Genomic DNA, 26,052 nt, shown 5'->3' with positions numbered 1-26,052 from the left:
GCAGGCAGACAATTGCGGTGAAAGGAATCACCGCCGCAGTCATAAATTCAGCGGTTGTAGCTGCCTATTCCGGGGCACGCACTGTTTTCCCACTGACAACAAACGTCCCCGCGCCCAAATGGTGGAGCGTGTTCAGTTTGTCCTCATCAAAATGCCAGCGACCCGCCACGAACGCGCGTTCGTCGGCCGCTGCCGCAACAACTTCGCCGAACAGGGTATCGTATTTTTCCGCCGCGGACGTCGCGGGGAGCAGACGGCACTCCATCCACGCCAGACATTTCTCTTCAATCACCGGCAGGCCCAATTCCGGGCCGTTTATCACCGGAATACCGTAGGCGTTGAATTTGTCTTCGTCTCGTCCGCTGACGCTGCCTACCGCATACGTCCAGTTGGCTGCGGCAACGCCTGGGATCACGATACCGAATTTCCCGCTGCGCTCGATGAGTTCACGCGACCACGCGCTTTTGTCGACGACGATAGCGATGCGCGGTGGTTCAAATTCGACGGGCATCGACCAGGCGGCGGCCATCACGTTGCGACGGTCAATCGTCTCGTCACGGCTGGTAATCAGCACCGTCGGGCCGTGATTGAGCAGGCGACTGGCGTGTTTTAACTCGACGGGACGGAAGTGGTTCATAGAAATTCCTTAAAGAGGTTTTACGGCATTAAACGACTGAATCACGGATGAAATCAAGTCGCAACATAACCGTCATGCATTCGTCATCTTGCCTGCCTACAGTGTCGGACATTAAATCCCAAAGAGGATAACAATATGTTCACATCTATCACGCTCAATGGCGTTTCCTACGCTTTTGGTGCGAACACGGTATTAAATCAAATCGATCTGCACATTGACGCAGGCAGTGTGGTTGCACTGCTGGGACCGTCAGGCTGCGGTAAAAGTACGCTGCTGCGTCTGCTCGCCGGACTCACGCATCCCGCGCAAGGTGAAATCCATTTTGGCGATCGGCTGGTTGCGAAAGCCGGGTGGTCGTTACCGCCAGAAGCGCGCGATATCGGCATGGTTTTCCAGGATTACGCTCTGTGGCCGCACATGACGGTCGCGCAAAACGTCGCGTTCCCGCTAAAAATGCGCAACGTCAGACGCCAGGAGTGTGATTCCCGCGTCGCGCAGGCGCTGGCTCGTGTTGGACTCAGTGAGTTTGCCGATCGTAAACCGGCAGGTTTATCGGGCGGTCAACAACAGCGCGTGGCACTCGCCCGCGCGATTGTCGCGGAACCGCGCGTGCTGCTGTTCGACGAACCGCTTTCCAACCTCGATAGCGAACTGCGCGAATCTCTTTGTCTGGAGATGGCTACGCTGCTGCGTCAGCTTGGGACGACGGCTGTCTATGTCACCCACGATCGCCGGGAGGCTGAAATCCTGGCCGATCGCATCGTGCATTTATCTGCTGGCAGCGTCGCTGCCGATCGTTTGATTTCATCCTCTGGGGAGTTCGCATGAAAAAGTCATTTTCCGCTAAAAAGGGAGTATTGCTCGCAATGGCGCTATCCACCGTCATGATGTCCAGCGCACATGCGCTGACGGTTTACACTGCGGGGCCAGGATCGCTGGCCAAAAATCTGGCGACCGGTTTTGAAAAGAAAACAGGCGTGAAAGTGGATATTTTCCAGGCAACCACGGGCAAAGTGATGGCGCGTCTGGAAGCTGAACAGGCCAATCCGCAGGCCGATATTTTGATTTCTGCGTCGTGGGACACGGCTGAAGATCTGCATACTCGCGGATGGCTGTTGCCGTATCAGAGCGCGAATGCCGCTAACGTACCGGCTGAACTGAAATCTGCCGATTACGTCGCGCAGGGGATCTCTGCGCTGGGGATCGTGTGGAACACCAAAAGCGGCACGCCGGAACCCAAGGAGTGGCAGGATCTCGCCACTGAGGCATTCAAAGATAAAGTCACCACGCCCGATCCGGCGCTGTCGGGGGCTTCGCTGGATTTGCTGATCGGTTTGCAAAATGGCATGGGCGACAAAGCCTGGACACTGTTTGACGAACTGAAGAAGAACGGGATGGTCGTAAGCGGCCCGAACGCACAGGCCGTCACGCCGGTGATGCAGGGCGCGAAAGCCGCGGTGTTTGGCGCGGTCGACTATGTTTCCTACGGCAATATTCATCAGGGCGAGTCGCTGAAAGTGATCTTCCCGGCGAGCGGAACAGTGATCGCTCCGCGTCCCATGATGATTCTGAAGTCGACTCAGCATGCTGACGACGCGAATGCGTTTGTTGATTATGTCCTGTCACCGGAAGGGCAGTCGATGGTGGCCGACGCCTGGCTGATGCCCGCGCGCGAAGACGTTAAGGCTAAACGCCCGTTGTTAAATGAGCTGAAAATCCTGCCGGTCAAAAATGATGGCTCCAGCGAGCGCAGCGCGATCCTCAAGCGCTTCAACACGCTTTTCTCCCTGTAATTCATCCGACGGGGGCAACCCCGTCTTCAGGATTTCCTCGTGAAACAGCGATTTATTTCGGGTGTGACGCTCGCCGTGTTGATCGTTCTGGTGGCGTTTCCGCTCGCTTTTATTGTCTTGCAGGCAATTTTCCCGCAGTTCAGCGCCGGATCGCTTTCGGGCGCGTTCAGTGGCGTGAGTATATTATTGGCGGAACCTCAGCTGCCTGTGATGCTGGGTGGGACGTTGCAGATTGCAACCGGCGTGGCGCTGGTCAGCGCGGTGATTGGTTTTCCGCTCGGTGTCGCGCGTGGGCTTTTTAATGTGCCGCTGCCGCGTCTGTGGGATCTGCTTTTTTTGATTCCGTTTTTCACCCCGCCTTATATTGCCGCGCTGTCGTGGATGCTGGTGCTCCAGACCAACGGATATTTGCAGCAGCTAACGGGCATTAATCTCAACGATCTGCTGTTCAGTAAAACCGGCATTGTGCTGGTGATGGCGCTGAATATTTTTCCGGTTATCTACTTTGCGGTTTCGCGCAGTTTACTGGCCAGCGGACAGCGTCTGGCGTTAGTGGCGCGCGTCCACGGCGCGAGCGCCGGAAGGGCGTTCTGGCACATTACGCTGCCGATGCTCTCTCCCGCGCTGGCCGCAGGGATGCTGCTGGCGTTTACGCTGGCCATCGAAGAGTTTGGCGTTCCGGCGGCGCTGGGAACACGTGCCGGGGTATTGATGTTAACGACGGATATCGAGAAAAAACTGGCAGACTGGCCGGTTGATCTCTCGGGTACGTCAATGCTGTCCGTGGTGTTAGTGGTGATTGCGCTGTGCGCCTGGGCATTACAGAAAAAGCTGACCGGGCATCATGACGTCACCAGTATTACCGGTAAACCCACGGAAAATAGGGGGACAGATGCAGGGGTGTTCACGTTTCCGATTGTGCTGATGATGGCGCTGGTCGGCATCATCGCCGTTATTCTGCCGGGCGCGTCGATGGCGCTTTCGGGCATTTTAGGCACGCTGTCTGGGGGTGTGACAACCGATAACGTGACGTTGTCACATTATACGGCGCTATTTAGCCAGCAGGGCGATGCGCTGTCGGCGCTCGGAACCAGTCTTTCACTGGCGTTTGGGGCCGCCTGTATTACGGGAAGTTTTGGGCTTCTTGCCTCCTGGCTGGTCGTGGTGCAAAAGATTAAAGGGCGCGGCGTGATTGATGCCTTGTCGCTGATGCCTGCGGCATTGCCGGGCGTGGTGGTTGGCGTGGGGTTAATCCTGCTGTGGAACCAGCCGTTCTGGACGATTTCGCCCTATAACAGCTGGGTGATTTTACTGCTTTCCTATTGCTGTCTGCTGCTGCCGTGGCCGGTGCGTTACGTCGGGAGCGCGTTACGCCAGTTAGGCGGTAATCTCGAGCCGGCTGCGCGCGTTCACGGCGCGTCGGCGTTTCAGGCGCTGCGGTTTATCGTGCTGCCTCTGGTCTCTCCGGCCTTGCTGGCGGCGATGTTGATGGTGTTTGCGATCGCCTCGCGAGAGTTGGTGACTTCGCTGTTACTTGCCCCTGCCGGAACGCAAACCGTGTCAGTGTTTATCTGGCGTCAATTTGAGCAAGGCTCGATTGGACAAGGCATGGCGATGGCGACGCTCACGCTGATGACAGGGCTTGTGCTGATGCTCACGGCGCTAGGCATCATGCAGCGCGGTGTTCGTCGCTAAAAAGCACTTTTGCGCCAGTGGCGGCGTAAAAATAGGTTATAAAAAGGGGAAATCATTTCAAGGAACCCGATGATGTCCCCATTTCTGAGTGCTTATTTCGCCCGTATCGACTGGCATCAGCCAGTGCAAGCGGATATCGACACCTTGCGTGCGCTGCATTTGCAGCACAACAGCGCTATTCCGTTTGAGAATATCGATGTGGTGTTGCCGCGAGAAATCCATCTGGACGATCAAAACGTCGCGGATAAGCTGATCGCCGCCAGACGCGGCGGCTACTGCTTTGAGCAAAATGGACTTTTCGAGCGCGTCCTGCGGGAAATCGGTTTTCACGTCCGCAGCGTTTTGGGCCGCGTGGTGCTGTCTAATCCGCCGCAGATGCCGCCGCGTACGCATCGCCTGTTGCTCGTCGAGTTGAACGGTGAGCGCTGGATTGCCGATGTCGGTTTTGGTGGTCAAACGCTGACGGCGCCGATTCGGCTAATTGCAGGAGAGGAACAGGCCACGCCACACGGGCTCTATCGTCTGATCAACGAGGGCAATGACTGGGTGCTGCAGTTCCGTCACCACGATCACTGGCAGTCGATGTATCACTTCGATCTGGTGACGCAATATTTCAACGATTACGTGATGGGGAATTTCTGGTCTGCCCACTGGCCGCAATCGCATTTCCGTCATCATCTGCTGATGTGCCGACACCTGTCGGATGGCGGCAAATTAACGCTCACTAATTTCCATTTTACCCACTGGCAGGGCACGCATGTCGTCGAGCAGCACAATCTGGCCGATGCCAGCGAGTTGTATGAACTGATGCAGGAGCGGTTTGGGCTGGGGGTGGATGATGCGAAACACGGTTTTTCTCTGGCGGAATTAACAGCGGTAATGGCCGGGTTTGATACCCATCCGCAGGCGGGGAAATAATATTTTCTACCTGCTCTGTTGTTCTCAGGCTATCCCTCTCCCACAGGGAGAGGGAATGAAGCAAAATTTTAAACCTGGGTGACGCCAAAGATAAATCCCGCGAAACAGAATCCTCGTATCAACGCCGTGACCGCACTACCTGATATCGCCGGGTCAAGTATTCCACCGGCGCGCTCCAGACGTGGACCAGTCGGGTGAAGGGGAAAATCAGGAAGATAGTCATACCCAGCACAAGATGCACGCGGAAAATAGGGGCCACGCCATCAAGATGCGCGGATGCGCCGCCGTGGAAGGTGACCACGCTCTGGGCCCAGTCGACCAGTTTTAACATTTCGCTGCCGTCCGGGTGTTGCGCCGAAAACGGAATCGTCGCCAGCCCCAGAACGCACTGAATCAGCAGGATGCACAGAATCAAAATGTCGGCAGTCGTTGAGGTTGCGCGAATACGTGGATTGGTTAATCGACGTATCAATAATCCCGCACCGCCGACCAGCGTTAACACGCCGCACACGCCGCCCAGAATCATCGCCATCAGCTGCTTTTGCGACATCGGCAGAAACCACGAATAGACCCAGTGTGGGGTCAGCATTCCGAATAAATGGCCGAAGAAAATCCCCAGAATGCCGATGTGGAACAGATTTGACCACAGCACCATTCCGCGTTTATCGAGCATCTGGCTGGACGATGCGCGCCAGGTGTATTGCCCGTAGTCATAGCGCAGCCAGCTTCCGATCAGGAATACCGTTCCGCAAACGTACGGATAGATGTCGTAGAAAAAGACGTTCAGAAATTGCATCATTTTGGGCCTCCGGCGCTGACGTCTACGTATTGCGGCGCGACGTCCTGGCTAAAGCGGCGTTGATATTGCTGCATCGGCGAACTGTCACAGGCGGTGGCGTTGTCCTCAATAAATTTCACCTGCTCCTCTTCCCAGACCGCGTCGAGCGCCTGCCGGGTGTCATCGCGTTGTTCCGTCGATACCTGATTAGTGACACTGTCACTTCTGAGAGGGCTTTGGGCAAAGGTCAGCAGGGCATCAAAAAGCTGATAATGCGCGACGTCACGCTGTTTCAGTCGTCCGCCGATAAGCGCCAGAATGGGCGCAACGTTTTGCAAACCTTCCCGCGCTTCAGCGTCTGGAACGATGCTTAAATATTCCAGATACAGCGGCAAATAGTCCGGCAGTTCGCGGCAATCCAGCTGTAACCCGGCTTTCTCATATTGACTCATGAGATCGACCATCGCCTGACCGCGATCGCGGGACTCTGCATGAACATGCTCAAACAACAGCAGCGACGTCGAGCGACCGCGCTCAAACACTTCGCACCAGTGCGCCTGTTTATCGAGAAGCGATGCCTCAAGATGCTGCTGCGCAAAGGGCAGCAGCATCGGTGCATCCTGCGCGATCAGCGACAGCGCTTCGGCCTTATTTTCCCACAACGTCTCATCGGGATATTCAATCAGCAAAGCAATGATTTTGAGGATCTGCATTATTCACCCTCCCCATGTTTGCGCACCTCGTCGATGTTGATGGCGTCGATGCGGCTGCTGTTGAAGAGGTTGAATTTGGTGTCGGAGCCGTGACAGCCGTCGCCGAAGGTAAAGCCGCAGCCATTTTTCTCCGGGAAGGCGTCGCGCGCCATTTCGCGGTGACTGGTTGGGATCACGAAGCGGTCTTCGTAGTTAGCGATGGCCAGATAGCGGTACATCTCTTCGACCTGTTCCACGCTCAAACCGACTTCTTCGATCGCGCGGGTGTCGGTCACGCCTTCGACGGTTTGCGAGCGTTTGTAATGGCGCATCGCCATCATGCGTTTCAGGGCGCGCAGCACCGGGCCGGTGTCACCCGCGCTGAGCATATTCGCCAGATACTGCACCGGAATACGCAGGCTCTCGACCGCAGGCAAAATGCTGTCGGTTTGCGGCAAGCCCCCGGCATCGGCATAGGACTGAATCGGCGACAGCGGCGGAACATACCAGACCATCGGCAGGGTACGGTATTCCGGGTGGAGCGGCAGAGCCAGCTTCCAGTCCATCGCCATTTTGTAAACCGGCGAGCGCTGCGCGGCGTCAATCACGTTTTGTGGAATACCCTGTTTAAACGCTTCTTCAATCACTGCCGGGTCATGTGGGTTCAGGAACACATCGCACTGACGTTCGTACAGATCGGTTTCATGCTCGGTGCTGGCCGCCTCTTCGATGCGGTCCGCATCGTACAGCAGTACGCCGAGATAGCGGATGCGACCGACGCAGGTTTCGGAACACACGGTTGGCTGACCGGATTCGATACGCGGGTAGCAAAAGATGCATTTCTCTGACTTGCCGCTTTTCCAGTTGAAGTAGATTTTTTTGTACGGACAACCGCTGATACACATGCGCCAGCCACGGCATTTGTCCTGGTCGATCAGCACAATGCCGTCCTCTTCGCGCTTGTAGATCGCGCCGCTCGGGCAGGTGGCGACACAGCTTGGGTTCAGGCAGTGTTCACATAAGCGCGGGAGATACATCATGAAGGTGTTTTCGAACTGGCCGTACATCTCCTTTTGCATCTTGTCGAAGTTACGGTCGCGAGCGCGTTTCTCGAACTCGCCGCCAAGCAGCTCTTCCCAGTTAGGTCCGCCGACGATTTTGTCCATGCGTTTGCCGCTGATCAGCGATCGCGGGCGGGCAGTGGGCAGATGATCGCCCTCCGGGGCGCGGTGCAGATCCTGATAGTCGAAGGTAAAGGGTTCGTAGTAATCGTCGATGCCGGGTAACGACGGGTTAGCAAAGATTTTTGACAGCACACCGACGCGTCCGCCGAGCTTTGGCGTCAGCTTGCCGGTGATCCCCCGAACCCAGCCGCCTTGCCACTCTTCCTGGTCTTCCCAGTTTTTCGGATAGCCAACGCCCGGCTTGGTTTCGACGTTGTTAAACCACGCGTATTCCATACCTTCGCGTCCGGTCCAGACGTTTTTACACGTCACCGAGCAGGTGTGGCAGCCAATGCATTTATCGAGATTCAGTACCATGCCGACCTGTGAGCGTATTTTCATTTTTTCGCCTCCTGTACCTGATCCCGACCTTCGCCGTCCAGCCAGTTAATATTTTTCATTTTGCGGATCATGATGAACTCGTCGCGGTTAGATCCGACGGTGCCGTAATAGTTGAAGCTGTAGGCCAACTGGGCGTAACCGCCGATCATGTGCGTCGGTTTCGGGCACACGCGGGTGACGGAGTTATGTATGCCGCCGCGTCGTCCGGTCACTTCCGATCCCGGAATGTTCAGAATGCGTTCCTGAGCGTGGTACATCATGGTCATACCGGGCGGTACGCGCTGGCTGACGACGGCGCGAGCAGTGAGAGCGCCGTTGGCGTTGAAGGCTTCGATCCAGTCATTGTCCTCAATGCCTAACTCGCGGGCGTCGGTTTCGCTGATCCACACAATCGGCCCGCCGCGCGACAGCGTTTGCATCAGCAGGTTTTCGCTGTAGGTGGAGTGAATGCCCCATTTCTGGTGCGGCGTCAGGAAGTTCAGCGCTTTTTCCGGGAAACCGTTCGGCGGGATCTCGCGCATGTGCGTCACGCTGCGGGTATCAATCGGCGGACGATAGGCCACCAGGCTTTCCCCGAAGGCGCGCATCCACTGATGATCCTGATACAGCTGTTGACGTCCGGAGAGGGTGCGCCACGGAATGAGTTCGTGAACGTTCGTGTATCCGGCGTTATAGGAAACGTGTTCACTCTCGATGCCTGACCACGTTGGGCTGGAGATGATTTTGCGCGGCTGCGCCTGGATATCGCGGAAGCGAATTTTCTCGTCTTCTTTGTTTAGCGCCAGATGCGCATGTTCGCGCCCCGTGAATTCACTGAGCGCTTCCCAGGCTTTTACGGCCACATGGCCGTTGGTTTCCGGGGCGAGCGCGAGGATGACTTCAGAAGCATCTATCGCGGTATCGATCAGCGGACGGCCTTTTGCCGGCCCATCCAGCTTGACGTAGTTCAGCTTGCCGAGGAAATCGATCTCAGTTTGTGTGTTCCACGAGATGCCTTTCCCGCCATTGCCGAGTTTGTCCATTAACGGGCCAAGCGCGGTAAATCGTTCGTAAGTTTCCGGATAATGACGCTCAATAACGGCAATATTTGGCGCAGTTTTACCGGGAATCAGATCGCATTCGTCCTTGCGCCAGTCCTGGATATCAAACGGCTGGGATAGCTCTGCTGGCGAGTCGTGTTGCAGGGGTTGCAGGACCACGTCAGTTTCGGTCCCCAGGTGTCCGACACACACGTCTGAGAACACTTTCGCCAACCCTTTATAAATTTCCCAGTCGCTGCGCGATTCCCACGCAGGATCGACGGCAGCCGACAGCGGATGAATAAACGGGTGCATATCCGAGGTATTCATGTCGTCTTTTTCATACCAGGTGGCGGTCGGTAAGACGATATCGGAGAACAAACAGGTGCTGGACATGCGGAAATCGAGCGTTACCAGCAGGTCTAACTTGCCTTCGATGGCGGCGGTTTGCCATTCCACTTCTTCGGGTTTGACATCGTCCGTCGAGCCTAAATCGTCGCCCTGAATACCGCTCTCGGTGCCAAGAAGATACTTGAGCATGTACTCGTGGCCTTTGCCGGATGAACCCAGCAAATTCGAGCGCCAGACGAACAGATTGCGCGGATGGTTTTTACCGTTATCCGGCTGCTCGCAGGCGAAGCGGATATCACCCGTTTTGAGCGCCTGCACGGTGTAATCCTGCGGCGACATGCCCGCCGCGTCGGCCCGCGCCTTGATATGCAGCGGATTAACACCAAGCTGCGGAGCCGAGGGCAGCCAGCCCATACGTTCGGCCCGCACGTTGAAATCGATCAGATGCCCGGTAAATTTCGACGCGTCGGCAAGTGGAGAGAGGAGCTCCTGGGCGGTGAGCTTTTCGTAGCGCCACTGGCTGGCGTGATTGTAAAAATACGATGTGCTGTTCATCTGGCGCGGCGGGCGGTGCCAGTCCAGGGCAAACGCCAGCGGCAGCCAGCCGGTTTGCGGGCGCAGCTTTTCCTGGCCGACATAATGTGACCAACCGCCACCGCTTTTACCGACGCAGCCGCAGAAGACCAGCATGTTGATCATCCCGCGGTAGTTCATGTCCATGTGATACCAGTGGTTCACACCGGCACCCAGTATGATCATCGAGCGTCCGTGGGTCTTATTCGCGGTGTCGGCAAACTCGCGGGCAATTTGTTCGATATGCCGACGCGGAACGCCCGTAATTTGCTCGCCCCATGCGGGAGAATAGGCTTTGACATCGCTGTAATCGTTAACCGCATTTTCATCATCAAGACCGCGGTCGAGACCGTAATTCGCCAGCACCAGATCGTAAACGCTGGCGACCTGTTGCTGGCGACCGTCCGCAAGCGTAAGGGTTTTGGACGGTACTTTGCGGATCAGCACGGGATCTTGCTTCACGCTGCGGAAATGCGGATTTTCGTTGCCGCCGAAATAGGGGAACGCCACGTTTGCCACGGTGTCGTGGGTGATCAGCAGAGACAGCGTCAGCTCGATTTCCTGTCCCGCCGCCACCGGCTCAAGATTCCATTTCCCTTTCTCGCCCCAGCGGAACCCAATCGAACCGTTCGGCGCAACCAATCCACCGGCGATATCAAAGGCCACGGTTTTCCATTCAGGGTTATTTTGCTCGCCCAGCCCGTCGGCCAGATCCGATGCGCGCAGCATTCGTCCGGGTACCAGACTACCGTCTTCGCGTTGGTCAAGCATCACCAGCATCGGCATATCGGTGTAACGGCGGCAGTAATTGAGGAAATATTCACTCGGATTATCGAGGTGGAACTCTTTGAGAATTACATGGCCCATCGCCATGGCCAGCGCGCTGTCGGTGCCTTGTTTTGGTGCCAGCCACTGGTCGCTAAGCTTCGCGACTTCCGAAAAATCGGGTGTTATCGCGATAGTTTTGGTGCCTTTGTAACGCACTTCGGTAAAGAAGTGAGCATCCGGCGTGCGCGTCTGCGGGACGTTAGAACCCCAGGCAATGATGTAGCTGGAGTTATACCAGTCGGCGGATTCCGGTACGTCGGTCTGCTCACCCCAGGTCATTGGTGAAGCAGGTGGGAGATCGCAATACCAGTCGTAAAAGCTCAGGCAGGTTCCGCCCAGCAGGGAGAGATAACGCGTGCCTGCCGCGTAAGAAACCATCGACATCGCCGGAATCGGTGAGAAACCGGCCACGCGATCTGGACCGTAGTGTTTGATGGTCCAGACGTTTGCGGCCGCGATCAGCTGGTTCAGTTCTTTCCAGTTTGAGCGGATAAAGCCGCCGTGCCCGCGCGCCTGTTTGTAGCTTTTGGTTTTTTGCGGGTCGCTCATGATGGCATTCCACGCCAGTACCGGATCGCTGTGTTGGCTCAGCGCCTCACGCCACAATTCGATCAGCTTGCGGCGGACCAGGGGATATTTCAGACGGTTGGCGCTGTAGAGATACCAGGAGTAGCTCGCGCCCCGCGGGCATCCGCGCGGTTCGTGGTTTGGCAGGTCAGGGCGGGTACGGGGGTAATCGGTTTGCTGTACTTCCCACGTCACCAGCCCGTTTTTAACGTAGATTTTCCAGCTGCAGGAGCCGGTGCAGTTGACGCCGTGGGTCGAACGCACGATTTTGTCGAACTGCCAGCGCTGGCGATAACTGTCTTCCCAGTCGCGGTTGGTGTGATACACCTGCCCGTGCCCGTCGGCGAAAGTCTCGCCTTTTTGTTTGAAGTAGCGAAAGCGATCCAACAGTTTACTCATGACGTTCCTCCTGACTGCTCACAAAAAATGCTGAAAGGTCAATGCCCTACATATTTCGAGTTGCAGCAATGTGGCATGAGAGTGAATTCCAAATCACTGACTCAGATAAGTGATTCGGGTGAACGAACGCAGCCAACGCACATGCAGCTTGAAATAGGACGGGTATTATTTGACGTGCTTTTGCCGACGGCCATAGACCAGCCAGGTCACCAGCACGCAGACGATATAGAACACAAGGAAGACTTTCATCGCACCCACCGGCGAGCCGGTCATGGCGAGGGACGTGCCGAACGCTTTAGGAATGAAGAAGCCCCCGACCGCGCCGATGGCCGAGATAAACCCGAGCGCCGCCGCAGTATCGGTAACCGCTTCCTGCTGGGCTTGCTCTTCCGTCCCGCCGCGCAGTTTCACCTTGTAGATGGTGATTTGGCGGAAGATAACGGCGATCATCTGGAAGGTGGAACCGCTGCCTAAACCCGCGGTCAGGAACAGGCCCATAAAGATCAGATAAAAGGCGGTAAAGTTTCCGGAACCCGTTCCTGGAAGCGTCAGAAACAGCAGGGCGCTGAATAGGGCCATAAAGACAAAATTAACCAGCGTCACGCGCACGCCGCCAAGTTTGTCCGACACCACGCCGCCCGCCGAACGCGCCAGCGCGCCAATTAGCGGACCGAAGAACGCGAGATGCAGAATATTCACGTCCGGGAACTGCGTTTTTGACAGCATTGCAAACCCGGCTGAAAAGCCGATAAACGAGCCGAATGTGGCCAGATAAAGCAGACTGAGCAACCATAAATGCGGCTGTTTAAGTACCGGCAACTGGCTGGCAATGGACGCTTTTGAACTGGCGATATCATTCATACCAAAAAATGCCGCGAGCGTTGCGATAAACAGCAGCGGTGCCCATATCCACGCAGCGTTCGCCAGCGCGAGCGTGGAGCCGTCATCCTGGAGCACGCCTTGAACGCCCAGGAAGGAAAACATCGGTAAGAAAATCACCACTGGCGCGACCATTTGCATCACGCTGACGCCCAGATTACCCAGCCCGCCGTTGATCCCCAGAGCACTACCTTGTTTTGATTTGGGGAAGAAGAAACTGATATTGCCCATGCTGGACGCAAAATTAGCACCGGCGAATCCACACAGCAGCGCAATGGTGATAAACACCCAATACGGCGTAGCGCTATTCTGAACGGCGATGCCCAGCCAGACGCAGGGAATAATCAAAATAACCGTGCTAAATAGTGTCCAGTAACGGCCACCAAATATCGGCACCATAAAAGAATACGGTACGCGTAATATCGCACCGGAGAGAGAAGGGAGGGCGGTTAACAGAAAAAGCTGATCGGTTGTGAAATTAAAACCTACTTTATTAAGATTTACCGCAACGGCGCTAAATAACATCCATACGCAGAAAGCCAGTAACAGACAGGCGACGGAAATCCACAGATTTCGTCGTGCAATATATTTGCCTTTGTTCTCCCAAAATTCCGCGTTTTCAGGTTTCCAGTTATTCAAAAGGTAATGATTATTCTTCTCACTTTTTTGTGACATATCGCCCTCGGACTGACCCATATCGTGGAGAAAAGGAAAGTGAAAACAGACAGTTATTTTAAAGTGTGACGTTATGAATTTTTTGGATGTTTTGGGATACGTCTGAAGGATAGATAAAAAAGCGAACCCCTGTGATTAGAAGGGAGAAAGGAGTTCGCTTTAAGTGTTACTAATTGTAAAATTTAACAACTTCTTATACTCCATAAGAAGTATTATGCCAACTCAAGCGTTATTAATTTATTCAGATGCTGATTAAATGCGGCATCGTCCATTTCGGGCATCCCCAGAACATAAATACCATCCAGACCACAAACCAGGCCGATTAAACGCCAGGCAATATTTTCCGGGCGGTCCTTCAAAATAAAGGCATTGTCAGCAGCACCTGCGCGAATAATAGCGACCGTTTCCTGGTGCCACATTTCCATTGTGAGCACATAAGCGCCTTTTATTTCCGGGTCGCGAGTGGCCAGGAACTGTGCTTCACGCCAGAGTCGAATATAAGGTTCGAATCCCCCTTCATCGCTACCGAGCATGCCGTGAAGTCGGTCGCGCCAGCTGGCACTTTCAGGCACCACTTCGGCATCCAGCAGGGCACGAATCAGGTGGATAAATGACTGCGATTTTAACTCGCCGATGCTGGCGAAGTGATGGTGAACCTGTCCGGCTGCGACGTTTGCCTCAGCGGCAATGCGCCTGACGGTCATCCCGCTAAATCCTTCATTCAGGGCCACCCGCATGGCGGCCTGAAGGATAGCTTCTCTGCGTTCGTCCTTGCTTAGATAGGTCATTTCTCATCACTCTCAATGGTAACGAAACGAGTGTAACAAAAAGCTGGACACACGTTCAACTTTCCGTAGGATCGCATTCTGGACATGTGTCCAGAAAAGGTAAAAAGGATCTTTATGTTTCGTCAGTGGTTAGCGTTAGTCATTATTGTGCTGGTGTATATCCCGGTGGCGATTGACGCAACGGTGCTGCACGTCGCCGCACCGACATTGAGCATGACGCTCGGCGCCAGCGGCAACGAATTGCTGTGGATTATTGATATTTATTCGCTGGTGATGGCCGGGATGGTGCTGCCCATGGGCGCGCTGGGCGATCGCATCGGCTTTAAAAAATTACTCATGCTCGGCAGCGTGTTATTTGGTTTGTCGTCGCTGGCGGCGGCGTTCTCGCCTTCAGCGGGCTGGCTGATCGCTGCGCGTGCGTCGCTGGCGATCGGTGCGGCGATGATTATTCCGGCAACGCTCGCGGGGATCCGCACGCTCTTTACCGATCCTCGGCACCGTAATATTGCCCTCGGCGTGTGGGCGGCGGTGGGGTCGGGCGGTGCGGCGTTTGGTCCATTGGTTGGCGGTATTCTGCTGGAGCACTTCTACTGGGGATCGGTCTTTTTGATCAACGTCCCGATTGTGATTGTGGTTGTCGCCCTTGCGGCACGCCTCGTCCCGAAACAGCAGGGGCGCCCCGAGCAGCCGCTAAATATTAGCCATGCTCTGATGCTGATCGTCGCGATTTTGCTGCTGGTTTACAGCGCCAAAACGGCGTTGAAAGGGGCGCTTTCGCCGTGGCTTGTTGTGATGACGTTACTGACCGGCGCCGTGATGCTGTTTATTTTTGTGCGTATTCAGTTGCGCGCCAGCACGCCGATGATCGACATGCGCCTGTTCTGCAATCGCATCATTTTAAGCGGCGTCGTGATGGCGATGACGGCCATGATCGCGCTGGTGGGTTTTGAGCTGCTGATGGCGCAGGAGTTGCAGTTTGTTCACGGCTTCACGCCGTTTGAAGCGGGCAAGTTTATGCTGCCAGTGATGGTTGCCAGCGGGTTCAGTGGGCCTATTGCCGGCGTGCTGGTAGGGCGTCTGGGCCTGAGGATCGTGGCGGCGGGTGGCATGGGGTTGAGTGCGGTGAGTTTCTTTGGATTATCGATGCTCAATTTCAGCACCCAGCAGTGGCAAGCGTGGAGCCTGATGGTGCTGCTGGGCTTTAGCGCCGCCAGTGCGCTATTGGCGTCAACGTCCGCCATTATGGCCGCCGCGCCAAAAGAGAAAGCGGCCGCCGCCGGTGCGATTGAAACCATGTCCTATGAGCTGGGAGCGGGGCTAGGGATTGCGATTTTTGGTCTGCTGCTAACTCGCAGCTTCTCGGCGTCGATTGTTCTGCCGCAAGGGTTGAACGACACGCTGGTTGAAACAGCGTCGTCATCCATTGGTGAAGCCGTGAAAGTGTCGCAGGAGCTGACGCCGACGCTGGCAGACTCGGTCATTGGAGCCGCCAAAGCCGCTTTTATCACCTCGCACAGCGTGGCGTTGGGAAGTGCAGGCGGGATGCTGTTAATCCTTGCGATCGGCATTTGGTTTAGCCTGGCGAAAGTGAAACAGTAGCCATTGACCCGGCGGCGCGTAGCATGCCGGGTATCACGCACTATCTCTGTCGGCGCGTACCTCCTGCTTGCAACCCGAGCAGAGAGGTTACGCCGTCAGCGAACAGCTTTTGTCCAGCGCTTCAATTTCGGTTCCGCTAAAACGCGCGTATTGCCCGGTTAACCGCCAGAAAGCCGGCTGCGTTTCGGTATAGATTTCGGCGGCTAACACCAGTCGACGGCGCTCATCTTCACTCAGTTCCAGCAATGTCCACGGGACAAAATAGCGTTCAGTTGACGTCAGTTCGTACCACAGCGGGCAGCCGCAACCGGGACAGAACCACCGTTCGCCGCGTGCCGACGACGAGAAGTGCGAAGGGGCTATTGAATCGTGTTCCACAGCTGGCACGCCTGCGGTTTCCAGATACATGGCAATGCCGCCCGACCATTTTTGGCACGTTGTGCAGTGGCAGGCATACACATCCAGATTTTCAATGTTGACGCTGAAATGGCTCATCCCACATAAGCAGCGTCCTGTATAGATTTGCATGGCGTACTCCTTTATCACGCCAGATGACCGCGATAAAAAAAGCCAGCCACAAGGGCTGGCCTTTTTAACTCACAAATTCTTAGAACTGGTAGGTCAGGCCCAGTGCAACGATGTTATCGGTAGCGATTTTCGCATCGTTGGTGAATTTGTTGTCGTCCAGCAGGTTGATTTTGTAATCAACGTAGGTGGACATGTTTTTGTTGAAGTAGTAGCTCGCGCCCAGCTCGATGTACTCAACCAGATCCTGGTCACCGTAAGTCTCGATATCTTTGCCTTTGGACTTCAGGTAAGCGATGGAAGGACGCAGACCGAAATCAAACTGGTACTGAGCAACAGCTTCAAAGTTTTGCGCTTTGTTGGCAATATGCTTGTCACCGAAGACCGTCATGTTGCGGGTTTCGGAATAGGTGGTTGCCAGATAGATGTTGTTCGCATCGTATTTCAGGCCAGCCGCCCACACTTCAGCGTTATCGCCGGAGGCATTCAGAACGCTCTGCGCTGCGTAACGGACCTGATCGTCGGTACGGTCAGCTTTTGCGTAAGTTGCACCCACGACGAAGCCGTCGAATTCATAAGTAGAAGAAAGACCCCAGCCGTCGCCGTTCGCTTTGGTGACGTCATCACGGTCGTTTTTGCCCTGGTACTGCGCAGCCACGTTCAGGCCGTCAACCAGACCGAAGAAGTCCTGGTTACGGTAGGTTGCCACGCCGGTGGTACGGCCGGTCATGAACACGTCGGTCTGAGTCCAGGTATCTCCGCCGTATTCTGGCAGTACGTCGGTCCATGCGCCGATATCGTAAGCCACGCCGTAGTTACGACCGTAGTCGAAAGAACCAAATTCGTTGAATTTCAGGCCCGCGAATGCCAGACGGGTTTTGTTGCCTTTGTCACCGTTGGATTCGTCGTTGTTGCCTTTGAACTCATATTCCCACTGGCCAAAACCGGTCAGCTGATCGTTGATCTGGGTTTCACCTTTGAAGCCCAGACGCACGTAAGTTTTGTCGCCGTCGTTGTCGGTGTCATCAGAGAAGTAGTGCAGACCCGTCACTTTACCGTACAGATCCAGCTTGTTACCGTCTTTGTTGAATACTTCTGCTGCGTTTACCGCGCCTGCTGCCAACAGGGTAGTCACTGCCACTGCAACTAATTTAAGTTTCATTTTTAATCGTCCTTATAATTTTCTTTAAGCATATCCTGAGCCATTGCTAAACAATTTCTCAACGAAGTGGTTTGTCAATGGCATGCTATTTTTAAAAATCTTCGTGTGTTCTTTCAATAATAAGTTTCAGGATATTACTTTTAATTTCAATTAGTGTGACCGAGATCCGATTAAATGGTCTCAAATTACCAATATCGGTTATTTGTTACTCTCATTGCAGCTATTTTCCACTTATGACAATTAATTGAATCATAGTTTCAAAGTGGTTTAGTTACCTTTAAATATTATCTGTTATTTCAGAGTGTTTATACTTTAAATATTCTCTGCGAGAATATAAAACAAAGGCTTAGACGTTATTGCGCAGCTATTTTCGAAATGTTCAGCGAGGGATTATTGCACGACACGTTATATCAGCCGGGAATAATAGTCGGTAATTAATACTGCGTGTTGTCAGTTTTTGTCAGCAATAATGTAAGGAGACGTTTCTGTCGAGGAAATATAACCAAAAGAATCACGGATGCAGAGCGGAGAAATGAATATTTTGACGCGCGATCACAAATACGTTGCCGCGCAATACGCGCGAAAGAATTCTCCTTCGCGCTTATCTTTTAGTGTTGCTTATTTCGGGTCGCATACCAGCACAGAAGCGATCCTGCGCAGACCATCAGTGCACCTTGCCAGAAGGAGAACGAAAGCGGGGCGTTAAGCAATACGGCAGCAAGGGCGGCGGAAAGCACAGGCGTGAAATAGGAAACGGTCGCCAGTACCGACACGTTTCCGTGCAGAATGCCGATATTCCATGAGGCGTAACCAAAACCCAGCGCCACGCCGCACATTAATAGTTTGGTAACCACGGGCACGCTAAAGACCATTTCAGGCTGTACGCTGAAGAGATATTTCAGCCACAGCGCCAGCGCAGTGAGTAACACAAACAGCGTAATCCCGTTGTTCCCTTTGGCATATTTACTGGTGACGGTGCAGTACGCCGCCCAGATAAATGCGCCCGCAAACGCCAGACCATAGCTCAATGGATTCGAGACGACATTGCTGACAATTTCATCGAGATGTAGCCCTTGCTCGCCGCCTAAAACCCATGCCACGCCGAGTAGCGAAATCAGTAATCCGGGGATCACCCACAAATTCGTTTTTTGCCCGTTGAACACTATCGCAAAGACAATCGTCAGGCTAGGCCACAAATAATTCACCATCCCGACTTCGATCGCCTGATGTCGGTTGCTGGCGTAACCCAACGACAACGCCAGACATATTTCATAGCTGACAAACAGCACGCTGCCAGCAATAAGATAGCGCGGCGGAAAACGTTTCAGATTGGGAAATCCAACGGTCAGTAGACACAGTAATCCGCTGAGGGTGTAGATCATCGCCGCGCCGCCCACAGGCCCGAGCCCTTCACTGACACCGCGAATGAGTCCCACCATTGTGCTCCATAAGACAATCGCGGCGAGGCCAATCAGTGTTGCTCTTTTCCTGTCCATTACTTTCCCAAAAACCTGTCATTAAGGGGCAAATTTATAGCATTTTTTCAAAGGCTTTCGCGAACGATTCAGCAAGTAGCTCATCCTAAAGGATTATCTAAAGTCGCCAGCGGTGACTATTTAGGGGGCGAAGATCCTTGAGATTGATTTGACGCAAAAAATGCAGGGATATTACTGATAGTTTTCGGCGCGAAGACTCATTTCTATCACGAGGACCGCAATGGACGTCAGCCGCAGAAAGTTTTTTAAAATCTGCGCGGGCGGTATGGCCGGAACAACAGCCGCTGCGTTGGGATTTGCTCCCAAAATAGCGCTGGCTCAGTCGCGCAACTATAAATTGCTGCGCGCAAAAGAGATCCGTAACACCTGCACATACTGCTCCGTGGGATGTGGGCTATTGATGTATAGCCTGGGCGATGGCGCGAAGAACGCCAAAGAAGCGATTTATCATATCGAAGGGGATCCGGATCATCCGGTCAGCCGTGGGGCGCTGTGCCCGAAAGGCGCGGGTTTGCTGGATTATGTTCACAGCGATAATCGACTGCGTTATCCGGAATACCGTGCGCCAGGTTCCGATAAATGGCAGCGTATTTCCTGGAACGAGGCGTTTTCCCGGATCGCGAAATTAATGAAAGCCGACCGTGACGCCAACTTTATCGAGAAGAATGCGCAGGGCGTAACCGTCAACCGCTGGCTGTCCACCGGGATGCTGTGCGCCTCAGCGGCAAGCAATGAAACGGGCATGCTGACGCAAAAATTCGTGCGTTCACTCGGCATGCTGGCGGTAGACAACCAGGCGCGCGTCTGACACGGACCAACGGTAGCAAGTCTTGCTCCAACATTTGGTCGCGGTGCGATGACCAACCACTGGGTTGATATCAAAAACGCAAACGTCGTGATGGTGATGGGCGGTAACGCTGCCGAAGCCCATCCAGTGGGATTCCGCTGGGCGATGGAAGCGAAAAACAATAACGATGCGACGCTGATCGTCGTCGATCCACGCTTCACGCGTACGGCCTCGGTAGCCGATATTTATGCGCCTATTCGTTCCGGTACGGACATTACGTTCCTGTCTGGCGTGCTGCTGTATCTGATCGAAAACAACAAAATCAACGCCGAATATGTCAAACACTACACCAACGCCAATCTGCTGGTGCGGGAAGACTTTGCCTTTGATGACGGCCTGTTCAGCGGCTATGACGCTGAAAAACGGCAGTACGACAAATCGTCCTGGAACTATCAGTTCGACGAAAATGGTTTTGCTAAACGCGATGAAACCCTGACCGATCCGCGCTGCGTATGGAACTTGCTGAAACAGCACGTTTCCCGTTATACGCCAGATGTGGTGGAAAATATCTGCGGTACGCCGAAAGCCGATTTCCTGAAAATCTGTGAAGTGCTCGCGTCCACCAGCGCGGCTAACCGAACTACAACGTTCCTGTATGCGCTCGGCTGGACACAGCATACGGTTGGCGCACAGAACATCCGCACCATGGCGATGATTCAGCTGCTGCTGGGGAATATGGGCATGGCCGGCGGCGGCGTAAATGCCCTGCGCGGACACTCCAATATTCAGGGGTTAACCGATCTCGGTTTGCTGTCCACCAGCCTGTCCGGGTATCTGAGCCTGCCGTCCGATAAGCACGCCGATCTGCAAACCTATCTCACCGCGAATACGCCGAAAGCGACGCTTGCCGATCAGGTGAATTACTGGGGTAACTATCCGAAGTTCTTCGTGAGCCTGATGAAATCGTTTTATGGCGATGCAGCGCAGAAAGAGAACGACTGGGGCTTTGACTGGCTACCAAAATGGGATCAGGCCTACGACGTCATCAAGTATTTCAACATGATGGATAAAGGCAACGTGACGGGCTATATCTGCCAGGGCTTTAACCCCGTCGCGTCGTTCCCGGACAAAAACAAAGTGGTGCGCAGCTTAAGCAAGCTGAAATACATGGTGGTTATCGATCCGCTGGTCACTGAAACGTCGAACTTCTGGCAGAACCACGGCGAGATGAACGATGTGGATACGGCGTCGATTCAGACCGAAGTGTTCCGTCTGCCGTCGACCTGCTTTGCAGAAGAAGACGGCTCGATTGCCAACTCCGGGCGCTGGTTACAGTGGCACTGGAAAGGCCAGGATGCGCCGGGTGAAGCGCGGAACGACGGCGAAATTCTGGCCGGGATTTACCACCGTCTGCGCGAAATGTATCGCACAGAAGGCGGTAAAGGCGTCGAACCGCTGCTGAAGATGAGCTGGAACTATAAGCAGCCGGATCATCCTGAATCGGAAGAGGTGGCGAAAGAGAACAACGGCGTGGCGCTGGCGGATCTCTATGACGCCAACGGTGTTCTGCTGGCGAAAAAAGGGCAGTTGCTGAACAGCTTTGCGCTGCTGCGCGATGACGGTTCAACCGCATCGTCGTGTTGGATCTACGCCGGAAGCTGGACGGAACAGGGCAACCAGATGGCCAACCGCGATAATGCCGATCCGTCGGGTCTCGGCAATACGCTCGGTTGGGCGTGGGCGTGGCCGCTCAACCGTCGCGTGCTGTACAACCGTGCCTCGGCGGATATCAACGGTAAGCCGTGGGATCCTAAACGGATGCTGATTGAATGGAACGGCACGAAGTGGGCAGGTAACGATATTCCTGACTACAACACTGCCGCGCCAGGCAGCGCAACCGGGCCGTTTATCATGCAGCCGGAAGGGCTTGGGCGGCTGTTTGCGCTCGATAAGCTCGCCGAAGGGCCATTCCCGGAACATTACGAGCCGATGGAAACGCCGCTCGGCACCAACCCGCTGCACCCGAACGTGGTTTCAAGCCCGGTCGTTCGCCTGTATGAAGACGACGCACTGCGCCTCGGCAAGAAAGATAAGTTCCCGTACGTCGGGACCACGTATCGCCTGACCGAGCATTTCCACACCTGGACCAAACACGCGCGGCTTAACGCGATCGCGCAGCCGGAACAGTTTGTGGAAATCAGCGAAACGCTGGCGAAAGCGAAGGGGATCGCTAACGGCGATCGCGTCACGGTGAGCAGCAAGCGCGGCTTTATTCGCGCGGTCGCGGTCGTAACGCGCCGTCTGCAAACGTTACAGGTTAACGGTCAGCAGGTGGAAACCGTGGGTATTCCGCTGCATTGGGGCTTTGAAGGGGTGGCGCAGAAGGGCTATATCGCCAATACCCTGACGCCAAACGTCGGCGATGCCAACTCGCAAACGCCGGAATATAAGGCGTTTCTGGTTAACATCGAGAAAGTGTAAGGAGCGATTAAATGGCAATGGAAACACAAGACATTATTAAACGCTCCGCGACCAACCCGATGACGCCCGCGCCTCGTGCGCGGGATTTTAAGGCGGAAGTGGCCAAGCTTATCGATGTCTCCTCCTGTGTGGGCTGCAAAGCCTGTCAGGTGGCCTGTTCAGAGTGGAATGACATTCGCGATGAGGTTGGGCACTGCGTGGGCGTTTACGATAATCCCGCGGATTTGAGCGCCAAATCCTGGACGGTGATGCGCTTTAGCGAAACGGACCAAAACGGCAAGCTGGAGTGGCTGATCCGCAAAGACGGCTGTATGCATTGCGAGGATCCGGGGTGCCTGAAAGCGTGTCCGTCGGCGGGGGCCATTATTCAGTACGCCAATGGTATCGTCGATTTCCAGCAGGATAACTGCATTGGCTGCGGCTACTGCATCGCAGGTTGTCCGTTCAACGTTCCGCGGCTGAACAAAGACGATAACCGGGTATACAAATGCACGCTGTGCGTGGATCGCGTGAGCGTGGGTCAGGAGCCGGCCTGCGTGAAAACCTGTCCAACCGGTGCGATCCATTTTGGTACCAAAAAAGAGATGCTGGATGTGGCGCAGGAGCGGGTCGATAAGCTGAAAGCACGCGGCTATGCGAATGCGGGAATTTACAATCCGCAGGGAGTCGGTGGAACGCACGTCATGTACGTGTTGCACCACAACGATCGGCCGGAGCTTTATCATAATCTGCCGAAAGAGCCCGCAATTGATACCTCCATTAGTCTGTGGAAAGGCGCGTTGAAACCGCTGGCCGCGGCCGGTTTTGTTGCCACCTTTGCCGGGCTGATTTATCACTACATCGGTATCGGGCCAAACAAAGAGGTGGATGATGAGGAGGAAGATCGTCATGAGTAAGTCAAAGATGATCGTGCGCACGAAGTTTATCGACCGCGCCTGTCACTGGACGGTGGTGATCTGTTTCTTCCTGGTGGCCGTGTCGGGAATTTCGTTTTTCTTCCCGACGCTGCAATGGCTCACCGAAACCTTCGGCACGCCGCAGATGGGGCGCATTCTGCATCCGTTCTTTGGCGTGCTGATCTTCGTGGTGCTGATGTTTATGTTCGTGCGTTTTGTGCATCACAACATCCCTGATAAGCAGGATATTCCGTGGGTGAAGGGGATTGTCGAAGTCCTGAAAGGCAACGAGCATAAAGTCGCGAAAGTGGGCAAATACAACGCCGGTCAAAAGATGATGTTCTGGACCATCATGAGCATGATTTTTGTGCTGCTGGTGACGGGGGTGATCATCTGGCGTCCGTATTTTGCGCACTACTTCCCGATCCAGGTGATTCGCTACAGTCTGCTGATCCATGCGACGTCCGCCATTATTTTGATCCACGCCATCCTTATTCATATGTATATGGCGTTCTGGGTGAAAGGGTCGATTAAAGGCATGATCGAAGGCAAGGTCAGCCGCCGCTGGGCGCAAAAACACCATCCGCGCTGGTATCGTGACGTCGAAAGACTGGAAGCTAAAAAAGAGAGTACGGAAGGGATAAAGTAAACCCTTTTCTGTGTCGATAAACCCGCATCGGATAACCGTTCGGTGCGGGTTTTTTATGTCGATGACGGATAACTACACGGAGATTAAAACACGCTTAAAATCGCTCAGAAATATACCGGAACGGATAATCGGTCGGTTTAATCTTGCCAATTTTTCGACGCTTTGGCAGTTTGACCGTCTCAGCGGGCAGTGATTTGTAAGGGATCTGCGAAAGCAGGTGCGAGATAATATTCAGCCGGACGCGTTTTTTATCTTCAGATCGCGCAACGTACCACGGTGCCCAGGCGGTATCGGTCGCGGCAAACATGGCATCGCGCGCTTCGGTGTATTCATCCCAACGGTTGAACGACTTAATGTCCATTGGCGACAGCTTCCAGGTCTTGCGCCCATCGTCAATACGATCGCGCAGGCGGCGTTCCTGCTCTTTTGGCGTCACTTCGAGCCAATATTTGATCAGGATAATGCCTGCATCCACCATCGCGCGCTCAATAATCGGCGCGCCATCCAGAAACTTTTCGACCTGTTCCGGCGTGCAAAATCCCATGACGCGTTCAACGCCTGCGCGGTTGTACCAGCTGCGGTCAAAAATCACGATTTCACCGGCAGAGGGCAGATGCGGCACGTAGCGCTGAAAATAGAGCTGACTTTTTTCTTTGTCGGTCGGCGCGGGGAGGGCAATCACCCGGAAAACGCGGGGACTGACCCGCTCGGTAATAGCCTTAATGGTTCCTCCTTTTCCTGCGCCGTCGCGCCCTTCAAACACGATACATACTTTAAGGCCCTTAGCCACAACCCATTGCTGGAGTTTCACCAGTTCCACATGCAGACGACGCAGTTCTTTTTCGTAATCTTTGGTTTTGAGGGGCGCACGTTTAACGGTTTCAGCAATGACCTTTGTCACTTTCTTATTCGCCATGATTACCGTCCTGTTACGGATTCAGTGAGGAGGATCGGGAGGTCTCTCTGTGAAGTGTAATCGTGGCCTGACAAGTCAGCGTAAAATATTCACAGCCTATCCGAAATAATGGATAGATCGGTCAGAAGGCCGATTGGAACTGGCTCACATCCCGCGTTTAATGAATAATGACTGTTGCAAAATTTTAACAAATGGCTGTGGTATGAAAAAAACCGTTTTCTCGTTAGCACTGGGCACTTTTGGTCTGGGAATGGCCGAATTTGGTATCATGGGCGTGCTAACTGAGCTGGCTCGCGACACCGGCATCACGATCCCTTCCGCCGGGAGCATGATTTCGTATTACGCGTTCGGTGTTGTCATTGGTGCGCCTGTCATTGCGCTGTTTTCTGGCAAGTTCTCGCTAAAAACGATTCTGCTTTTTCTGGTTGCTTTGTGCGTCGTCGGAAATGTGATCTTTACGCTTTCCACCTCCTATCTCTGGCTGGCAATAGGCCGACTGGTATCCGGATTTCCCCACGGTGCATTCTTCGGCGTTGGGGCGATCATCCTGTCTAAAATTGCACCGCCGGGCAAAGTGACCTTAGCCGTAGCCGGGATGATTGCCGGCATGACGGTCGCAAATCTGGTTGGGGTTCCGCTAGGCACCTGGCTTGGGCACGAATACAACTGGCGCTACACCTTTTCACTGATCGCTGCTTTTGATGCGCTGGTGATCCTGTCGATTATTTTCTGGGTTCCCACGCTGTATGACAAATCGGATTCCAGACTGATCGAGCAGTTCCACTTTTTGAAAAAGCCGGAACCCTGGTTAATTTTTGCTGCGACGATGTTTGGCAATGCGGGCGTGTTCGCGTGGTTTAGCTTTGTGAAGCCGTTTATGGTGAATGTTTCCGGTTTTTCGGAAGCCTTCATGACCGTCATCATGATGCTGATGGGCCTGGGGATGGTGTTAGGGAATATGCTGAGCGGCAAATTATCCGGACGCTACAGCCCGCTGCGCATTGCCGCTACCACCGATCTGGTGATCGTCCTGTCGCTGGTGGCGCTCTTTGCCTTTGGTGAGCACAAATCGGCCTCGCTGCTGATGGGCTTTATCTGCTGTGCTGGCCTTTTTGCACTCTCTGCGCCACTGCAAATTCTGTTACTGCAGAATGCGAAAGGGGGAGAATTGCTGGGTGCGGCAGGAGGGCAGGTAGCATTTAACCTCGGCAGCGCCATCGGTGCCTATTTCGGTGGGATGATGATTACGCTTGGCTACAGCTGGAGCTACGTCACACTACCCGCAGCCATTCTGTCGTTCGCGGCCATGTCTTCGTTACTGATGTACGGTTATAAAAAAGGAAAACGGAATCAGGCGAACGACAACGCGCTTGCGTGATCATTA

At 54.3% G+C, this 26,052-nt stretch carries 20 protein-coding genes; 9 read left to right on the top strand and 11 right to left on the bottom strand.

Annotation, left to right across the window (positions count from 1 at the left end; translation table 11 throughout):
- Positions 1–64: 64 nt before the first annotated feature.
- Positions 65–637 (bottom strand): flavin reductase family protein, encoded by a 573-nt coding sequence (locus I6L74_RS19035; RefSeq protein WP_059178969.1) that lies wholly within the window; start codon positions 635–637, stop codon positions 65–67.
- A 135-nt stretch (positions 638–772) separates the two neighbouring features.
- Between I6L74_RS19035 and I6L74_RS19030 the strand changes: the two genes are divergently transcribed.
- The 4 genes from I6L74_RS19030 (at position 773) to nhoA (ending at position 5,043) form a co-directional block, all read left to right on the top strand.
- Positions 773–1,465, top strand: a complete 693-nt coding sequence (locus I6L74_RS19030) for an ABC transporter ATP-binding protein (RefSeq protein ID WP_059178968.1) — start codon at positions 773–775, stop codon at positions 1,463–1,465.
- Positions 1,462–2,430, top strand: coding sequence for an ABC transporter substrate-binding protein (locus I6L74_RS19025; protein ID WP_059178967.1), 969 nt, complete (start codon positions 1,462–1,464; stop codon positions 2,428–2,430). Before I6L74_RS19030 ends, I6L74_RS19025 begins: the two co-directional genes overlap by 4 nt.
- A 39-nt stretch (positions 2,431–2,469) precedes the next feature.
- Entirely contained in the window at positions 2,470–4,125 is a 1,656-nt protein-coding gene (locus tag I6L74_RS19020; protein WP_059178966.1) for an ABC transporter permease, read from the top strand.
- 72 nt (positions 4,126–4,197) lie between these two features.
- Positions 4,198–5,043 carry an N-hydroxyarylamine O-acetyltransferase gene (nhoA, locus tag I6L74_RS19015; RefSeq protein ID WP_059178965.1) on the top strand — a complete coding sequence of 282 codons (846 nt, stop codon included), beginning with the start codon at positions 4,198–4,200 and terminating at the stop codon, positions 5,041–5,043.
- A 118-nt stretch (positions 5,044–5,161) separates the two neighbouring features.
- Here the strand turns inward: nhoA and narI are convergent, their stop codons facing one another.
- The 6 genes from narI to I6L74_RS18985 form a co-directional block, all read right to left on the bottom strand.
- Positions 5,162–5,842, bottom strand: a complete 681-nt coding sequence (gene narI, locus I6L74_RS19010) for a respiratory nitrate reductase subunit gamma (protein ID WP_059178964.1) — start codon at positions 5,840–5,842, stop codon at positions 5,162–5,164.
- A complete protein-coding gene (narW, locus tag I6L74_RS19005; protein ID WP_059178963.1) occupies positions 5,839–6,534 on the bottom strand; it encodes a nitrate reductase molybdenum cofactor assembly chaperone in 696 nt (231 codons plus the stop codon). The genes narI and narW overlap by 4 nt, the downstream gene beginning before the upstream one ends.
- Positions 6,534–8,078 carry a nitrate reductase subunit beta gene (gene narH / locus I6L74_RS19000; RefSeq protein ID WP_059178962.1) on the bottom strand — a complete coding sequence of 515 codons (1,545 nt, stop codon included), beginning with the start codon at positions 8,076–8,078 and terminating at the stop codon, positions 6,534–6,536. Before narH ends, narW begins: the two co-directional genes overlap by 1 nt.
- On the bottom strand, positions 8,075–11,815 hold the full coding sequence (locus I6L74_RS18995; RefSeq protein WP_059178961.1) for a nitrate reductase subunit alpha: 3,741 nt from the start codon (positions 11,813–11,815) through the stop codon (positions 8,075–8,077). Before I6L74_RS18995 ends, narH begins: the two co-directional genes overlap by 4 nt.
- Before the next feature lie 165 nt (positions 11,816–11,980).
- Positions 11,981–13,369 carry a NarK family nitrate/nitrite MFS transporter gene (locus tag I6L74_RS18990; protein WP_059179137.1) on the bottom strand — a complete coding sequence of 463 codons (1,389 nt, stop codon included), beginning with the start codon at positions 13,367–13,369 and terminating at the stop codon, positions 11,981–11,983.
- A 212-nt stretch (positions 13,370–13,581) separates the two neighbouring features.
- Positions 13,582–14,157 (bottom strand): TetR family transcriptional regulator, encoded by a 576-nt coding sequence (locus I6L74_RS18985; protein ID WP_059178960.1) that lies wholly within the window; start codon positions 14,155–14,157, stop codon positions 13,582–13,584.
- Positions 14,158–14,271: 114 nt separating this feature from the next.
- Between I6L74_RS18985 and I6L74_RS18980 the strand changes: the two genes are divergently transcribed.
- Positions 14,272–15,756 carry an MFS transporter gene (locus I6L74_RS18980; protein ID WP_059178959.1) on the top strand — a complete coding sequence of 495 codons (1,485 nt, stop codon included), beginning with the start codon at positions 14,272–14,274 and terminating at the stop codon, positions 15,754–15,756.
- Between the two features lie 87 nt (positions 15,757–15,843).
- Here I6L74_RS18980 and I6L74_RS18975 read toward each other — a convergent pair whose 3' ends face one another.
- The 3 genes from I6L74_RS18975 to yddG all read right to left on the bottom strand — a co-directional run bounded on the left by I6L74_RS18975 (position 15,844) and on the right by yddG (position 18,939).
- Positions 15,844–16,284 carry a GFA family protein gene (locus I6L74_RS18975; protein ID WP_059178958.1) on the bottom strand — a complete coding sequence of 147 codons (441 nt, stop codon included), beginning with the start codon at positions 16,282–16,284 and terminating at the stop codon, positions 15,844–15,846.
- A gap of 79 nt (positions 16,285–16,363) precedes the next feature.
- A complete protein-coding gene (ompC, locus tag I6L74_RS18970; RefSeq protein ID WP_059178957.1) occupies positions 16,364–17,443 on the bottom strand; it encodes a porin OmpC in 1,080 nt (359 codons plus the stop codon).
- A gap of 608 nt (positions 17,444–18,051) precedes the next feature.
- Positions 18,052–18,939 carry an aromatic amino acid DMT transporter YddG gene (gene yddG / locus I6L74_RS18965; RefSeq protein WP_059178956.1) on the bottom strand — a complete coding sequence of 296 codons (888 nt, stop codon included), beginning with the start codon at positions 18,937–18,939 and terminating at the stop codon, positions 18,052–18,054.
- Between the two features lie 220 nt (positions 18,940–19,159).
- Between yddG and fdnG the strand changes: the two genes are divergently transcribed.
- The 3 genes from fdnG to fdnI are packed head-to-tail and all read left to right on the top strand — an operon-like array spanning position 19,160 to position 23,752.
- The gene (gene fdnG / locus I6L74_RS18960; protein WP_096759525.1) at positions 19,160–22,207 is read left to right on the top strand and encodes a formate dehydrogenase-N subunit alpha; all 3,048 of its coding nucleotides are present in this window, start codon (positions 19,160–19,162) and stop codon (positions 22,205–22,207) included.
- 11 nt (positions 22,208–22,218) lie between these two features.
- The gene (gene fdxH, locus I6L74_RS18955; RefSeq protein ID WP_059178953.1) at positions 22,219–23,103 is read left to right on the top strand and encodes a formate dehydrogenase subunit beta; all 885 of its coding nucleotides are present in this window, start codon (positions 22,219–22,221) and stop codon (positions 23,101–23,103) included.
- Positions 23,096–23,752 carry a formate dehydrogenase-N subunit gamma gene (gene fdnI / locus I6L74_RS18950; RefSeq protein WP_059178952.1) on the top strand — a complete coding sequence of 219 codons (657 nt, stop codon included), beginning with the start codon at positions 23,096–23,098 and terminating at the stop codon, positions 23,750–23,752. Before fdxH ends, fdnI begins: the two co-directional genes overlap by 8 nt.
- 94 nt (positions 23,753–23,846) lie before the next feature.
- On the opposite strand, the gene ppk2 is transcribed toward fdnI, so the two are convergent.
- Positions 23,847–24,668, bottom strand: a complete 822-nt coding sequence (ppk2, locus tag I6L74_RS18945) for a polyphosphate kinase 2 (protein ID WP_059178951.1) — start codon at positions 24,666–24,668, stop codon at positions 23,847–23,849.
- 202 nt (positions 24,669–24,870) lie between these two features.
- Here ppk2 and araJ point away from each other — a divergent pair, with 202 nt between their 5' ends.
- Positions 24,871–26,046 carry an MFS transporter AraJ gene (araJ, locus tag I6L74_RS18940; protein WP_059179136.1) on the top strand — a complete coding sequence of 392 codons (1,176 nt, stop codon included), beginning with the start codon at positions 24,871–24,873 and terminating at the stop codon, positions 26,044–26,046.
- The last annotated feature ends 6 nt before the right edge of the window (positions 26,047–26,052 follow it).

Source organism: Lelliottia amnigena, assembly GCF_019047465.1.
GTDB lineage: Bacteria > Pseudomonadota > Gammaproteobacteria > Enterobacterales > Enterobacteriaceae > Enterobacter > Enterobacter amnigenus.
Note: the sequence above shows the minus strand (reverse complement) of the source record. Positions and strands in the feature narration are given on the sequence as shown.

Coding starts and splice junctions, on each gene's coding strand:
- araJ (WP_059179136.1), top strand. CDS start 24,871: ATGAAAAAAACCGTTTTCTCGTTAGCACTGGGCACTTTTGGTCTGGGA.
- I6L74_RS18975 (WP_059178958.1), bottom strand. CDS start 16,284: ATGCAAATCTATACAGGACGCTGCTTATGTGGGATGAGCCATTTCAGC.
- ompC (WP_059178957.1), bottom strand. CDS start 17,443: ATGAAACTTAAATTAGTTGCAGTGGCAGTGACTACCCTGTTGGCAGCA.
- I6L74_RS19030 (WP_059178968.1), top strand. CDS start 773: ATGTTCACATCTATCACGCTCAATGGCGTTTCCTACGCTTTTGGTGCG.
- yddG (WP_059178956.1), bottom strand. CDS start 18,939: ATGGACAGGAAAAGAGCAACACTGATTGGCCTCGCCGCGATTGTCTTA.
- fdxH (WP_059178953.1), top strand. CDS start 22,219: ATGGCAATGGAAACACAAGACATTATTAAACGCTCCGCGACCAACCCG.
- I6L74_RS18990 (WP_059179137.1), bottom strand. CDS start 13,369: ATGTCACAAAAAAGTGAGAAGAATAATCATTACCTTTTGAATAACTGG.
- ppk2 (WP_059178951.1), bottom strand. CDS start 24,668: ATGGCGAATAAGAAAGTGACAAAGGTCATTGCTGAAACCGTTAAACGT.
- I6L74_RS18995 (WP_059178961.1), bottom strand. CDS start 11,815: ATGAGTAAACTGTTGGATCGCTTTCGCTACTTCAAACAAAAAGGCGAG.
- narH (WP_059178962.1), bottom strand. CDS start 8,078: ATGAAAATACGCTCACAGGTCGGCATGGTACTGAATCTCGATAAATGC.
- fdnI (WP_059178952.1), top strand. CDS start 23,096: ATGAGTAAGTCAAAGATGATCGTGCGCACGAAGTTTATCGACCGCGCC.
- nhoA (WP_059178965.1), top strand. CDS start 4,198: ATGTCCCCATTTCTGAGTGCTTATTTCGCCCGTATCGACTGGCATCAG.
- I6L74_RS18985 (WP_059178960.1), bottom strand. CDS start 14,157: ATGACCTATCTAAGCAAGGACGAACGCAGAGAAGCTATCCTTCAGGCC.
- I6L74_RS18980 (WP_059178959.1), top strand. CDS start 14,272: ATGTTTCGTCAGTGGTTAGCGTTAGTCATTATTGTGCTGGTGTATATC.
- I6L74_RS19035 (WP_059178969.1), bottom strand. CDS start 637: ATGAACCACTTCCGTCCCGTCGAGTTAAAACACGCCAGTCGCCTGCTC.
- narI (WP_059178964.1), bottom strand. CDS start 5,842: ATGATGCAATTTCTGAACGTCTTTTTCTACGACATCTATCCGTACGTT.
- I6L74_RS19025 (WP_059178967.1), top strand. CDS start 1,462: ATGAAAAAGTCATTTTCCGCTAAAAAGGGAGTATTGCTCGCAATGGCG.
- narW (WP_059178963.1), bottom strand. CDS start 6,534: ATGCAGATCCTCAAAATCATTGCTTTGCTGATTGAATATCCCGATGAG.